Origin of the sequence: Microbacterium panaciterrae, assembly GCF_039541635.1 — a bacterium.
Classification (GTDB): Bacteria; Actinomycetota; Actinomycetes; order Actinomycetales; family Microbacteriaceae; genus Microbacterium; species Microbacterium panaciterrae.
In genome coordinates, this window is the sequence record NZ_BAABGP010000021.1 from 46,274 (window position 1) to 60,023 (window position 13,750).

Sequence of the window (13,750 nt, forward strand, 5' to 3'; positions counted from 1 at the left end):
ATTCGCACGCTCGATGCACGGACGGGAGGCGGATGACAGACATGGACGGGGCTGTTCCGCCCCATGGCAGTAGCGCCCTCGGCGCCCTCACCATGCAGCAGGTCCTGATCGCGCTCGAAGAGCCGGAGACCGCGGCGGAGTCCATCCCGATCCCGGTTCGGGCGCGGCGCTCGTTCTCCGCCTGGAACGCGGCGAGGAACGAGTGGTAGCTCGGGTCCGTGGCCCAGGTCGAGGTACGCGCGGGCAGGACTGAAGCGTTGGAAATCCCGCGTCCGGGTCACCAGGATCCGCTGGCGCTCATGTCGTCCCTTCTGCCGAGGTCGTGGCCCCTGCTGCGGCCCCGCCGAGGAAGCCCTGCGTGGTGGCGATGTCTCGTTCGGCGATCAGCTGCCCCTGATGCACGGTGAGACGCGCGGCGTGGATGGGGCTGCTCCGCGCGACGATCGCGTCGGAGTCGTCACGCCGGGGGTGCGTGAAGTAGAAAAGGATCGCGGACTCCACGCGCCCGGCTGACGCCGGGACCACCACTGCGTCTGCATGATGGCCGAATCCGCGATCCTCGGCGTGGCCGCCCGGGGTGTCGAGGATGAGCCCGCCGTTCACCTCCTGACGTTGCCAGTCACGGGCGTCACGGGAGCGGTGGACGCCAAGCCCACGCCACTCGTCGGTGACCATCCAGTACCACCCGCCGAGGGGGAAGACGTTCGGGCCCTCATGCGGCGGGAGCGCCGGCACGGCGGGCCCTTCGACCTGCCAGTCGGTCAGGTCCGCGCTGACGGCGGACCAGGTCGAAGAGCCGTCGCGCTCGTTCTTGTACCAGAGCCGCCAGTTCCCGTCGCCGCACAGCGCGACGGCTGCGTCGATCACCCGATCGGAAACGGGATCGAGCTCGCCGACGCGGGCCCAGTTCAGCAGGTCGTCGCTGACGAACTCCACAATGTGGGCATCGGCGCTGGTCCACGAGTCCGGGACGCCGTCGACCACCGTCAGATACATCCGGTACCGGCCTCCGGCGGCGATGACTTCGGGAGCCCAGAGGGTGTCCGCACCGCCGAGACCTTCGGCGATTCCGAGGTAGTGCCATGTGGCTCCCTCGTCCGAGGAGGTCGCGATTCCGATCGAGGTACCGTGAATCCAGCGCACGCCGTCACCCGGATCGGTCGTTCGTCGTTGCGTGTAGAGCATCCACCACTCGCGCGTCCGGTCGTTTCTGATGACTGCCGGGTCGGTGGCGCCGTCGTAGACGGGATCCCGGAAGATCGGCGCGCTCATCGCACGCTCCTGACATGCCTTCCGATGGCGGGACGCAGGCCACGCGATCGTTGTAACGTTATACAACAGTCAGGGACATCGCCCGACAGCGGGCCGGAAGGGGAGACGTCATGGTGACGATCCGCGACATCGCGAAGGCCGCGGGAGTCTCGCCCATGACGGTCTCGAACGTCCTCAACAGCAGGCCGCACGTCAAGGACTCGACGCGGGCGCGCGTCCTGCAGACGATCGACGACTTGGACTACCGGGTGAACATCGCAGCACGCAATCTGCGCCGCGGGAAGACGCACACCATCGGCTTGGCCGTGCCGGAGGTCGACCGCCCGTATTTCGGTGAGCTGGGTGCGGCGATCATCGAGAACGGCCGGCGTCACGACCTCAATGTGGTCATCGAACAGACGGAGCGGTCGCGCGAGAACGAGCTGACCGCGTTGGCCCTGTCGCGCCTGCGCATGTACGACGGCCTCATCCTCAGCGCTGTCGGACTCGGCGAATCCGACGTCGATCTGCTCCGCGTCGACTTCCCGGTCGTGATCCTGGGCGAGCGCATCTTCCAGGGCCCTCTGGACCACGTCGCGACGCCGAACGAGGACGGTGCCCACGCCGCGGTGCAGCACCTGATCGAGCGCGGGTGCACGAGGATCATCGCCGTGCACGGTTCCCTGAGCGACGACACGGACGTCTCGAGCCTGCGCCACGCGGGATACCGCCGGGCGCTGGCCGACGCGGGGATCGAGGAAGACTCCCGGCTGACGTTGACGCTGGACGTGTTCTCGCCGGAAGCGGCCTCCGCGGCTGTTCACCAGGCGGTCGATGCAGGCCTGCAGTTCGACGGAGTCTTCTGCGTGACCGACTATGTCGCCCTCGGCGTCCTCCGCGCACTGGCCGATCTCGGCATCTCCGTCCCGGACGAGGTGAAGGTGATCGGCTTCGACGATGTCGAGAGCAGCCGGTTCCTCACCCCGTCGTTGTCGAGCGTGAACCCGTCGAAGGATCTGATCGCCGCCAAGGCCGTCGACCTCCTGGTGGACAGGATCAAGGGTGCGACCGGTGATCCCGTGGAGTTCGTGAGCCCGTACGCCCTCATGGCGCGCGAGTCGACCGCGGTCCGCTGAGAACGGATCCGAAGCAGGTCCGCCTCGACTCATCCCTTGACGCTGCCGTTGACCAGCCCGCTCACGATCTGACGCTGCGCCACGATGAAGAAGATCACCATCGGGATGAGGACGATCACGCTCAACGTCATGAACGCCGGCCAGTTCGTCGTGAACTGTCCGACCGCGGTGTAGACCTGCAGCACGAGAGTCTGCTTCTCCGGCGAGTTGATGAACACGTTGGGGGTGATGAAGTCGTTCCACACCCACATCGTCTGGAACACCCCCACGGTCACGAGGATCGGGCGGATCAGCGGCAGGGCGACCGACCAATACACCCGGAATGCTCCGGCGCCGTCGATCCTCGCCGCCTCGAACAGCTCGGTCGGCAAGGTGCGCATGTAGCCGACGATGAGGAAGTAGCAGAAGATCGAGCCGCAGCTGTACATCACGATCAGGCCGTTGAGCGAGTCCACGAGGCCGACGCCTGCCAGCATCCGGTACAGCGGGATGAGTGTCGCCTGCCCCGGCACGAGGAACGCGACCACGAGGATGATGCCGACGATGGTCGCGAACCTGCCCTTGCCCATCAGCACGCCGAACGCCGCCATGGACCCGATCAGCAGCATGAGCACGATCGAGATCACGGTCACGTACAGCGTGTTCAGGAAGGCCTGCACCACCGGCGTGGTCTCGAAGACCTGGAGGTAGTTGCCGAGAAAGAGGTGCGTCGGCAGGGCGAGCGGGTTGGCCGCCGTCTCCGGCTGGGTCTTCAGGGTGTTGACGAGGATGTAATAGAACGGGATGGCGACGACGCACGCGATGGGGATCATCACGATGCTGAGGACGATTCCGCGGGTCTGTTTCATGAGTAGCGCTCCTCGAGACGGCGGGAGAGGGCGAGTTGGCCCACGATGATCAGCCCGACGACGATCAGGAAGAGCACGCTGAGAGCGGACGCCTTGCCGACGTCGGACTGCGCGATGCCGTTCTCGATGATCGACTGGGTCAGCGTCCGGGTGGCGAACCCCGGGCCGCCGTGCGTGAGCGTGAACGGCAGGTCGTAGACCTTGAGCCCGTTCGTGAGCAGGAGGAGCTGGCTGACCGTGACGGCCGGAATGAGCAGCGGCAGCGTCAGATTCTTGAACTCCTGCCAGCGGTTGGCTCCGTCGATCTTGGCGGCCTCGAAGATGTCGGAGGGCAACGCCTGGAGATACGCCAGGTAGAGCATCGCATGCCACCCGGTCTGCGACCACACGGCGACGATGATCACGCTCACCTGAGCGAGAGTCTCGTTCGAGAGCCACGGGATCGGCGCCACACCGAGCTGGCCGATGACGGAGTTGATGACTCCTGAGCCAAGGGGGCTGAGGATGAAGGCCCACACCAGGCCGAGGATCGCGACACTCGGCACGGCAGGGAAGAAGAAGACCGAGCGGACGAAGCCGCGTCCGACGAACCGGCGATTGAGCACCAAGGCCAGCGGAATCGCGAGGCCCGTCACGATGGCCGCGGTGGCGACGGCGTAGAAGAGCGTGAAGCCGAACGCCGAGACCATCGACGAGTCTCTCCAGATGGTGATGTAGTTCTTGAAGCCGACGAATGCGGGGGTGCTGACATACCCGTTGTAGTCGGTGAAGCTGTAATAGATGGACTGCGCCATGGGGATCAGGTACAGCACGACGAAGACGATGAGGATGGGGACGACGAACCAGTAGGCCGCGAATCCCTCTCGAGCCCGTCCGTAGCGCGATCGGGTGCGCGTCGCCGTTCGCAGGTTTCGAGCGACCGCCGGGGGTTCTACCGTTGTTGCGTTGGCCATGTCCTTGCGCTTCCTGGGATGCCCCGAGAGGTGGCGCCCGGGGGCGGCGCCACCTCTCGGGAGTTTTCTACTTGACCGAGTCGAGCTTCGCGTCGAGACCCTTGGCGAACTGCTCCGGTGTGATGCTGCCGGAGATCGTCTGCTGCAGGAGCGCGGTTGCCTCGGTGCTCATCTGATCGCTGTGCGTCGGCCAGTTCACCGCGGGCAGGTAGAACTTGCCGGCGCGGACGGCATCCGACATGTCGCTGAGCGACGGGTCGAGCGTTGGCGTGAAGTCCTTGGTCGTGGTGATGGACTGGGTCTGCTTCTGGTAGACCTCGACGCCCTGCTTGCTCTGCAGGAACTGAACGAACTTCTCGGCGGCCTCAGGATCCTTGGCCTTCGCGTTGATCGCGTAGCCCGGGGAGACCGCGCCGCACCAATAGGCCTGGCCGTCGGCACCGGGAACGGCGAGGTACTGCAGCTTCAGGCTCGGCGCTGCCTGCTGGATGCTGCCGAGCGCCCAGGAACCTGTCCCGATCATCGCGACCTTGCCCTGCTCGAACTGCTGCGTCACCTGGTCACCGGTGAGGCCGGCCACGGTGCGGGGCTCCACGCCTTGCGTGAACAGCTGGTTCCAGGTGCTGATCGCGTCGGTCCAGGTCTTCTGGAACGTGGTCTTGCCGGCCCAGATCTGCTGGTCCATGGTGCCGCCAAGGCTCTGGTTCTCCAGCCCGACAAGCGCGGCGAGGCTGACCGGGATGCCGTCGCCGGCCTCATAGAAGGGCGTGATCCCGGCGGCCTTGAGCTTCTTGCCCAGGTCCAGGAAGTCCTGCCAGGTCTTGGGTGCGCCCGTGTACCCGACCTTGGCGAGGAGGTCCTTGTTGATCAGGATGCCGCCACCCCAGGATGCTGTCGCAGCGCCGTAGACCTTGCCGTTCTGCGTGTAGGTGGCCTTGGCGGTAGGGGAGATGTTGGAGATCCAGGACTCGCTGCTCAGGTCCTTGGCGAACCCGCCGCTCATGATCTGTGCCTTGTTCTCGGCGGTGATGATGAAGACGTCGGGGGCGGTGCCGGAGCCGAGCAGCGTCTGCAGCTTCTGGATGTACTGCGGGACCGGCGGAGCGTAGGAGGCCTTGACGGTGTAGCCCGGGTTCTCCTTCTCGAACTCGGTGAACACCGGCTTCATGGTCTGCTCGGTGTCCCACGAGAGGAAGGTCACGGTCTTCGAGCCTCCGGAGGCGCCGCTGCCGGCGGAGCATCCAGTGAGCGCGAGGGCTGCGGCGGCGATCGCGGAGACCGCGATGAGCGTCCTCTTCATGTTCATGCCGCGGCGGCGTGGCGAGGAACTGGAGTGAAGCGACATTGCTTTCTGCTTTCTCTTAGGTGTCGAGGGTTTCGGGTAATGCAGGCTGTGTCAATCGGATTGAGTCAGCGCTTGTTCGCACCGGCGACAGGTCACCGGACGGCAAGTGGACGAGTTCGTCGATGACGATCTCGCGATGGAAGCCGTCTCCGTCGGGAACGGCGAACCGGTGGTAGGCGATGAGCCACTCGTCCGTGCCGGGGACACGGAGGATCGAGTGGTGTCCGGTGGCGAAGATCCCGTCGGCCGGCGACTGCTCCAGCAGGACACCGCGTTCGATCCACGGACCGAACGGGCTCTCACCTGTCGCCCACCGGACGCGGTACGCGGGGTCACGGGTGTCGTTCTCCGACCACGTCAGATAGTAGATGTCCCCGCGACGGTGGATATGCGCGGCCTCCCGGAAGGCGGGATGCTCCCATGCCGTCACCGATTCCGGGTCGATGGAGACCATGTCCTCGGCGAGGCGCGCGACGTGGGCCACGGTGTTGCCCCAGATCAGGTACGAAGTCCCGTCGTCGTCGACGAACACAGCCGGATCTATCGCGCGCCCCGCGAACTGACCGCGCGCGACGATGGGCCCGCCTGAGTCGATGAACGGCCCGGTCGGCGACGTGGCCACGGCGACGCCGATGTTGTCGTTGGCGGTGAAGTAGAAGTAGTAGAGACCGTTGCGGTATGCCGCGGCCGGGGCCCACGCGTTCCGGTCGGCCCAGGGGACGTCGCGGCCGAGGCGGAGCACCTCCCCCAGATCCGTCCACTCCCGAAGGTCGCGGGACCCGAGGACGCGGAAGTTGTCCGAGTCCCAGTTCTCGTTGCCGTCGGTCGTCGGGTAGAGGTAGAAGCTGTCTCCGAATGCGACCAGCGCGGGGTCGGCGAAGAAGGGCCCCGTGTGTGTCGTCGAGCGGTTCACGTCGTTGTCTCCGTTCATCTCCGTCGTGGCGGAGGCTCATCTGTATCGATACAAGCTCGATGGCATGTATCGTTACACATCGCCACGGGATTTGCAACTCAAACGTCGACATGGACGCCGCCTTCCAACTCATCCGCGCCCGCGCGCGCAATACCCGCACCCGTCTCTCCGAGGTCGCCCGCTACATCGTCGAGCACCCGCTCGACACGGCCGGCGAGCCGCCGTCGTCCCGGCTCTGAACGTGGGGCAGCACGGCAGTGACTTGCTGGCGGATCTGATCGAGGATGCCGGGGAGGTTCTCGTGCAGGTGCACAGTGGCGGCGGTGGTGACGTGGATGATCGAGGTGACGACCCGCGCGAGCGTGGCCGCGTCCGCGTCGTCGATAGCCGGGTCGGCGGCGAGGATGTCGGTGATGCCGGCTTCCAGCCGGAGGGACAGGGTGAGGCCGTCTCGGCGGTGGGGTTCGGCCGGGTCGCCGAAGACGAGTTCGTGGAGGTAGGTGCGGCCGTTCTCGGGCTGCTCGCGGATACAGGCCACGACCGGTTCGATCATCGCGAGCACCACTCCGACAGTATCCGCTCCCCATCGCGCGGCGGCGTCTGCGGCGGCGAGTCCGTCGTCGATGGCGTCGGCGAACTTCTGGTTCTGCACCAAGATCAGCAGCTCCGCCTTCGTCGAGGCATACAGATACAACGTCCCGATGGCGACATCGGCGCGGTCGGCGATCTGCTGCATGGTGACGCCTCCGACGCCGTGCTCAGCGAACAGGGCGTGGGCGGCGTCCATGATCCGGCGGCGCTTGTCCTCCTTGGCCCGCTCCCGACGCCCCTGCGGAGCTGGACGAGATTTCACGATGACCTCCCTTGACAAAATAACTGAGTTCGCTCAGGATTGAGTATACTCGGACAGGCGGGAAGAATCCCGTCAATCCATCACTCGATCCAGAAGAGAGCGGGCATGACAGAGACGCAGCAGGGAACAGGCAACCGGCCGATGCGTTTCGCCGACACGCCCACCAGGTCCGTTGATGCCGCCGGCGCCACGGTGGTCTACCGCGAGCTCGGCTCAGAGCACGGCGGGATTCCGCTGGTCGCGCTCACACATCTGGGTGCGAACCTGGACAGTTGGGACCCGGAGCTGGTCGATCCGCTTGCGCAGCACCGGTGGGTGGTCCTCCTCGGCTACCGTGGCGTGGGGGCGTCCACCGGAACCGTGCGGACCCGATTCGAGGACATGGCGGCCGATGCGATCGCCGCCATTCGCGAACTCGGGCTGTCCCACGTCGACCTGCTCGGGCTGTCGATGGGCGGCATGGTCGCCCAGGAGATCCTCCGCCAGGCTCCGGACCTGGTTCAGCGGGTGGTCTTCGCGAGCACCGGCCCGCAAGGGGGCCCCGGCCTGACCGTGATGACCGGAGTGACCGTACGGGCGATCGTGCGGGGCGTCGTGACCTTCACGAACCCCACCACACTGTTGTTCTTCACCCGCACTCCTGCCGGCCGCCAGGCCGCGAAGACGTATCAGGCGCGGCTGAAGCTGCGTCGCACCGGCCGGGACAAGCCGGTCACCCCGGGTGTGTTCCGCGCCCAGTTGCGCGCCGTGAATCGGTGGGGCCACCAGGCGCCACCGGCGTCGCCGTTCACAGGCCCGGTGCTGATTCTGCACGGAGACCGTGACCGGATGGTGCCTGTCGGGAACGCAGACTCACTCCTGGCCCGGTATCCGGACGCGGACGTGCGGGTCTTCGCCGACTCCGGCCACGGCGTCGCCTTCCAGAACCGCCACAGCGTCACGGACACCGCCACCCGGTTCCTGCAGCGCTGACCGAAGCCTCCCGCATTCACACAGAAAGAGCATCATGCGAGCGTTCGTGTTCCACAAGTACAAGCAGCCGGTCCGCGAGGCCGACGTCCCCGAGCCCACGGTCGGTGATCGGGACATCCTGATCCGGGTGGAGGCCGCGGGGCTGAACCATCTCGACGAGCGGCTCCGGGCGGGTGAGTTCACGGCGATCCTGCCCTACAAAACCCCCCTCACCCTCGGCCATGACCTCGCCGGCACGGTGATCCGCACCGGCGCGGGCGTGACCCGGTTCACCGCCGGGGACCGGGTGTACGCGCGGCCGCGGGACTTCCGCATCGGCACCTTCGCCGAGCGCATCGCGGTCGATGAGACCGACGTCGCCCTGGCTCCCACCTCGATCAGCACCGTGGAGGCAGGGTCACTGCCCCTGGTCGCACTCACCGCCTGGCAGGCCCTGGTGGAGAAGGGCAACGTGCAGCGAGGGCAGAAGGTGCTCATCCACGCCGGCGCCGGCGGAGTCGGATCGATCGCGATCCAGCTCGCCAAGCACCTCGGTGCCCAGGTCGCGACCACCGTGTCGGGCAAGAACGCGGACTTCGTCCGCGAGCTCGGCGCCGACGTGGTCATCGACTACCGCACCCAGGACTTCGAGACCGAGCTCTCCGGCTACGACTTCGTCCTCGACCCCCTCGGCGGGGACAACCTCACCAAGTCGCTCGCGGTGTTGAAGCGCGGCGGAAAGGTTGTCGGCATCTCCGGGCCACCCACCCCCGCGTTCGCGAAGGCGGCCGGTCTGAACCCGGTGCTGCGCCTGGCCGTCGCAGGGCTTAGCCGCAAGACCCGCGCACGGGCCAAGAAGCTCGGCGTGTCCTACGAGTTCCTGCTCATGCGCGCCTCGGGCGAGCAGCTGCGGGAGATCGCCGAGCTCGTCGACGGCGGCACCATCCGTCCCGTCGTCGGCGCGACCTTCCCCTTCGAGCAGACCGCGCACGCCCTGGCCTTCCTCGCCACGAGCAGCATCCGCGGAAAGGCCGTGATCACCGGCCCAGACCCGCGCGCGTAACCCCTGTCCAGCAGTCCACTTCCACTCACACGCATCTCAACTCATTAAGGAGCATCTCTCATGAGCACCACTGAACCCGTCATCACCTCCTACGCGGCGGCCCCCGCCAAGACCGTCATCGTCGGCGGCGACACCTTCGCCTACCGGGAACTCGGCCCCGCAGAAAAGGTCCCCGTGGTCTTCTTCGTGCATCTTGCCGGAACCCTGGACAACTGGGACCCTCGCATCATCGACGCGGTCGCGAAGACCCGCCACGTCATCACGTTCGACCAGCTCGGCGTCGGAGCCTCCTCCGGCCGGGTTCCCGACACCCTCGAAGAAGCCGCCGCCGACGCCCACCGGTTCATCACGAAGGGCCTGGGCTACGACACGATCGACATCTTCTCCTTCTCGATGGGCGGCATGATCGCCCAAGACCTCGTCGTCGCCCACCCCGAGCTGGTGCGCAAACTCGTGCTCACCGGCACCGGCCCGCGCGGCGGGAAGGACATGGACAAGGTCGTGGGCGTCACCTACTGGGACATCTTCCGCTCCGTGATCACCCGGTCCGACCCGAAGGAGTTCCTCTTCTTCAACCGCGACACCGCCGGCAAGCAGGCCGGCAAGGCATTCGTCGAACGCCTCAAGGAGCGCACCCGGGACCGCGACAAGCCCATGAGCAACGCCTCGTTCAGCCGCCAGCTCAAGGCCATCCAACGGTACGGGCGCTCCGCCCCCTCGGACCTGTCGGTCATCACCCAGCCGACCCTGATCGCCAACGGCGACAACGACCGCATGGTTCCCTCCGTGCTCTCGGAGGACCTGCACCGGCGCATCACGGGCAGTGAGCTGATCATCTACCCGAACTCCGGCCACGGCGGCGTCTTCCAGTACTGGGAAAAGTTCGCCCCCGTCGCCGCGAAATTCCTCAGCAACTGACCCACTGAGCCGTGACCCCGAAGGAACCATCATGACCGACACCACGCCGGCGAAACCGGACGTCTCGAAGCACTTCACCTCCTCCATCCTGCTGTGGATGCGCACCGACAAGCCCCGCCAGGCCGGGATGGACCGGTGGAAGGGTCCGCACTCGGGCATCATCGCCGCCACCCCCGGCCTGTTCGAGTACCGGCAGATCCACCTCGCCGAGCACAACCCCGGCCGCTGGCCCGACACCCCCGGCGTTGAGACCGCGATCCCCGCAGACCGCCGGATAGACGGAATCGCAGAAGTCACCTTCGAGAACGCCCTCTCACCGCTGGCAGGACGCAAGCAGACCGCGCTGGCCTTCGAGGACGAGGTCAACATCTTCCGTCGCACCCTCCTCCTCGCCGGCCCTCCCGGCACCTCCCGCTGGTACGACGTCGCCCCCGGTCACAAGCCCGGGTCGCGGGCGATCATCTACCTGCGCCGTGGCAAGGACGAGGGCACGGTCGCGTTCCACAAGTTCCTCAAGAAACAGCTCACGCCTGCCCTGATCGCCAACGGGGTGCTCACAGAGCTGCGCACGCAGGTGTTCCTGCCGTGGAACGAGAAGACGTGGGACACCCCGAACGTCGCCCACGACAACCCCACGGATCAGCACCTGCACGCCTCGGTCATCCTCGGGTTCGCCGACGACACCGCCCGCGACGTCTTCTATGCCGACCACGCTCTGAACCTGTCGACGCTGCTGGCGCCGCACGTCGCCGCGATCCACGCGTACGACGTCACCGACGCGCTCACGTACGTCAAGGACAGCCAGATCCTGTCGCACTACGAGAGCTGACCGTCGACGTCGCGCTCCGGCACACGATCACCGCTCGGAGCGCGACGTCGCGATGCGAACGGCCATCACGACGTCGCCGTCAGGATCAGCGAGGAAGGATCGCCGCGATCTGTGCGCGGACGGCGGCCACGATTCCCTCGACGTCACTGTCGACGTACTCGCTGGATGCCATCGCCAGAAACAGGATCGCGGAGATCACTCGCGCCAGCGTCACGGCCTCCGTCCGGGCGAGCCCGGTGCGCTGGGCGAGGACGTCGGCGGTCGCATCCTCGGTCTGGGCGACGATGGCGAGGGCTTCGGCGTGATGAGGCTCGGTGGGATTGCCGAAGGCCATCTCCCGCAGATAGGTGCGGCCGTTGTCGACGTGGACCCGGTTGCACGCGACGATCGGCGCCAACAGCGCTACGACGGCGTCCAACGCCGTGGACTCCTCGGCCGCGGCAGCGCGTCCGCGTTCCAGAGCGGTGGCATAGTGCGCGTTCTGAACCAGCAGCAGCAACTCGCCCTTGGTCTTGGCGTACAGGAACAGCGTGCCGGTGCCGATGTCGGCCGCATCGGCGATCTGCTGGGTGGTGACGTCGTCCACCCCGCGCTCGGCGAACAGGGTGCTGGCGGCTGCGATGATGCGCTCGAGCTTGGCCTGCTTGTTCCGCTCGCGTCGTCCGAGCGGAGGGGGCGCGACTGACATCTGTGTCCTCCAGGAATAAACGATGACTAGTCTCAGTTCTGAGTATAGTCATCGTCGCGTGGGTTCGGATGTGGCCGCGCTCATTCTCCCACGCCCGTGCAGGACCGCGCGGGTCCCGCCGTAGGTGACGTTTCGTTCGTCGCAAAGGAAGTGCACTTGATATGACGTCTCCATCCCCGTGGCAGCCGCTCACGCTGGGCCGACTCGAGCTCGATCCGGCCACCCTCTTTGCCGGCGGTGCACGCGGATACACCGACTATCCGACCCTCACACCTGCCTGCCCCTCGACGTGGCCGGGGTCGGCGAGCCCGATGCCCGCCCCGGCCACCCCTTCCCAGCCCATCAGAACGTCACACCTTCAGGAGACCCATCCCATGACTTCCCTCAACGGCGCCGTCGTCCTCGTCACCGGCGCGAACGGCGGCATCGGAGGCCATTTCGTGCGTGAAGCTCTCGCGCGCGGCGCGGCCAAAATCTACGCCACCGCCCGCAGTCCTCGCGAATGGGACGACGAGCGCGTCGTCCCGCTCACTCTCGACGTCACCGACCCGGCGTCCATCCGGGCGGCCGTGGAGCACGCCTCCGACGTGACCGTGCTCATCAACAATGCAGGATCCTCACCTTCGACCCCGGGCATCCTCAGCCACACCGATGAGGAGATCCGCGCGAACGTGGAGACCAACTTCCTCGGCCCCCTGTTCCTCGCCCGCGCGTTCGCGCCGGCCCTGTCGGCCGCAGGCGGGAACACCGCGATCATCGACATCCACTCTGCGCTCTCCTGGTACGCCGTGGCCGGCATCTACTCCGCCACCAAGGCCGCGCTCTGGTCAGCGACGAACTCGCTGCGCCTGGAGCTGCAGCCCGCAGGCGTGCAGGTCGTCGGAGTGCACGTCGGCTACGTCGATACCGCGATGGCCGCGCGCGCCGAGGGACCGAAGGTCGATCCCGCCGACCTCGTCGATCAGGTGTTCGCCACGCTCGAGGCCGGGGGCTACGAAGTGCTCGCCGACGACACTTCGGTACAGCTCAGAGCGGGGCTGTCCGCACCGCTCGAGGCGGTCTACCCGCAGCTCGCCGCCGGGCGGTGACGCCGCGGGGGAGGTGATACCGGATCCGGTTCGGGCAGATCCGGTTCCGGTGCCTCAGGCACCTTCGCGACCACGGGCTCTGACCCGCCCATCGGGCTCGGTAGTATCGCGGGCGCCGTCATCCTCGCCGCCGACGTCCTGCTGCTGGCCCGCCGCCCCTCAGAAGAGCCGTTCAGACTCAGCCGACAGAGGCATTTCCTCATCCGAGGCGAGAATCTGCATGAGGTCGGTGTTCACGAAGAGCCTCTCGCGACCGATCTTGAAGTCGAACAGCACGCCCTGCGCAACAAGGGCGTTCAACCAGCTCGTCGCAGTCGGTCGGGAGACCGAGCATCTTTCGACGACCTGGTTGATCCGCGCATACGGGTTCTCGAACAGCACATCCAGAAGATCGGAGTTACTGCCCGCAGATGTGCTGGTCTTGATCACGCCTCGGAACCGCTCCTGCAGATCCTGGATTCGGTCGATCTTCTGCAGCGTCTTCGCGGCCGTCTCCTCGACACCTCGCAGGAGGAAACGGATCCACTCTTCCCAGGCACCTTCGGTCGTGACCGCCAGAAGTAGGCGGTAATACTCGTCCTTGTTCTGGATGATGAATCGGGAGAGATAGAGGATCGGTTCGCTGAGCAGCCCCGCCTCAACGAGCTGGAGGACGTTGAGGATACGACCGGTACGTCCGTTGCCATCGGAGAAGGGATGGATCGCCTCGAACTGGTAATGCGCGATCGCGGTGATCACCAGCGGATCGATTTCGGCCGTGGTTTGGATGAAGTCGGCCCAGTTTTCGAGCTTCCGCAGAATCACTGCTTCACCGGTCGGCGGTGTGTAGCTCGCCCGACGTGCCTGCGCGGGTGCGTCCCGTAGCGTGGTGTCATTTCCCGCGGGGTTCTCGTCGTCGGAGACGGTGAAGGGCC

Annotated in this window: 15 protein-coding genes; 7 read left to right on the forward strand and 8 right to left on the reverse strand. The window is 66.5% G+C overall.

The genetic code is table 11. From position 1 onward, the window contains the following. Positions 1-32 precede the first annotated feature (32 nt). Positions 33-209 (forward strand): hypothetical protein, encoded by a 177-nt coding sequence (locus tag ABD882_RS15100; protein ID WP_345188201.1) that lies wholly within the window; start codon positions 33-35, stop codon positions 207-209. Positions 210-297: 88 nt separating this feature from the next. Here ABD882_RS15100 and ABD882_RS15105 read toward each other — a convergent pair whose 3' ends face one another. Continuing rightward, on the reverse strand, positions 298-1,272 hold the full coding sequence (locus ABD882_RS15105; protein ID WP_345188202.1) for a glycoside hydrolase family protein: 975 nt from the start codon (positions 1,270-1,272) through the stop codon (positions 298-300). 110 nt (positions 1,273-1,382) lie between these two features. Between ABD882_RS15105 and ABD882_RS15110 the strand changes: the two genes are divergently transcribed. Then, complete coding sequence (locus ABD882_RS15110; RefSeq protein ID WP_345188203.1) at positions 1,383-2,387, forward strand: LacI family DNA-binding transcriptional regulator; 1,005 nt, start codon at positions 1,383-1,385, stop codon at positions 2,385-2,387. 29 nt (positions 2,388-2,416) lie between these two features. On the opposite strand, the gene ABD882_RS15115 is transcribed toward ABD882_RS15110, so the two are convergent. The 5 genes from ABD882_RS15115 to ABD882_RS15135 all read right to left on the reverse strand — a co-directional run bounded on the left by ABD882_RS15115 (position 2,417) and on the right by ABD882_RS15135 (position 7,299). Continuing rightward, entirely contained in the window at positions 2,417-3,235 is an 819-nt protein-coding gene (locus ABD882_RS15115) for a carbohydrate ABC transporter permease (protein ID WP_345188204.1), read from the reverse strand. Beyond that, positions 3,232-4,188, reverse strand: a complete 957-nt coding sequence (locus ABD882_RS15120) for a carbohydrate ABC transporter permease (protein ID WP_345188205.1) — start codon at positions 4,186-4,188, stop codon at positions 3,232-3,234. The genes ABD882_RS15115 and ABD882_RS15120 overlap by 4 nt, the downstream gene beginning before the upstream one ends. 67 nt (positions 4,189-4,255) lie before the next feature. Continuing rightward, positions 4,256-5,494 carry an ABC transporter substrate-binding protein gene (locus ABD882_RS15125; protein ID WP_345188206.1) on the reverse strand — a complete coding sequence of 413 codons (1,239 nt, stop codon included), beginning with the start codon at positions 5,492-5,494 and terminating at the stop codon, positions 4,256-4,258. 55 nt (positions 5,495-5,549) lie between these two features. After that, the gene (locus tag ABD882_RS15130) at positions 5,550-6,464 is read right to left on the reverse strand and encodes a family 43 glycosylhydrolase (protein ID WP_345188207.1); all 915 of its coding nucleotides are present in this window, start codon (positions 6,462-6,464) and stop codon (positions 5,550-5,552) included. A 163-nt stretch (positions 6,465-6,627) separates the two neighbouring features. Then, on the reverse strand, positions 6,628-7,299 hold the full coding sequence (locus ABD882_RS15135) for a TetR/AcrR family transcriptional regulator (protein ID WP_345188208.1): 672 nt from the start codon (positions 7,297-7,299) through the stop codon (positions 6,628-6,630). 105 nt (positions 7,300-7,404) lie between these two features. On the opposite strand from ABD882_RS15135, the gene ABD882_RS15140 reads away from it, so the two are divergent. The 4 genes from ABD882_RS15140 to ABD882_RS15155 are packed head-to-tail and all read left to right on the forward strand — an operon-like array spanning position 7,405 to position 11,060. Next, positions 7,405-8,271, forward strand: coding sequence for an alpha/beta fold hydrolase (locus tag ABD882_RS15140; protein WP_345188209.1), 867 nt, complete (start codon positions 7,405-7,407; stop codon positions 8,269-8,271). Positions 8,272-8,305: 34 nt separating this feature from the next. Next, a complete protein-coding gene (locus ABD882_RS15145) occupies positions 8,306-9,313 on the forward strand; it encodes an NADP-dependent oxidoreductase (RefSeq protein ID WP_345188210.1) in 1,008 nt (335 codons plus the stop codon). Positions 9,314-9,373: 60 nt separating this feature from the next. Next, positions 9,374-10,231, forward strand: a complete 858-nt coding sequence (locus tag ABD882_RS15150) for an alpha/beta fold hydrolase (RefSeq protein ID WP_345188212.1) — start codon at positions 9,374-9,376, stop codon at positions 10,229-10,231. 31 nt (positions 10,232-10,262) lie between these two features. Continuing rightward, positions 10,263-11,060, forward strand: a complete 798-nt coding sequence (locus tag ABD882_RS15155; RefSeq protein WP_345188213.1) for a strictosidine synthase — start codon at positions 10,263-10,265, stop codon at positions 11,058-11,060. A gap of 85 nt (positions 11,061-11,145) precedes the next feature. On the opposite strand, the gene ABD882_RS15160 is transcribed toward ABD882_RS15155, so the two are convergent. Further along, entirely contained in the window at positions 11,146-11,748 is a 603-nt protein-coding gene (locus ABD882_RS15160; RefSeq protein ID WP_345188214.1) for a TetR/AcrR family transcriptional regulator, read from the reverse strand. Positions 11,749-12,122: 374 nt separating this feature from the next. Between ABD882_RS15160 and ABD882_RS15165 the strand changes: the two genes are divergently transcribed. Continuing rightward, positions 12,123-12,836 (forward strand): SDR family oxidoreductase, encoded by a 714-nt coding sequence (locus tag ABD882_RS15165; protein WP_345188215.1) that lies wholly within the window; start codon positions 12,123-12,125, stop codon positions 12,834-12,836. Positions 12,837-12,995: 159 nt separating this feature from the next. Here ABD882_RS15165 and ABD882_RS15170 read toward each other — a convergent pair. After that, a partial coding sequence (locus ABD882_RS15170; RefSeq protein WP_345188216.1) for a Fic family protein occupies positions 12,996-13,750 on the reverse strand: 755 nt, incomplete at its 5' end.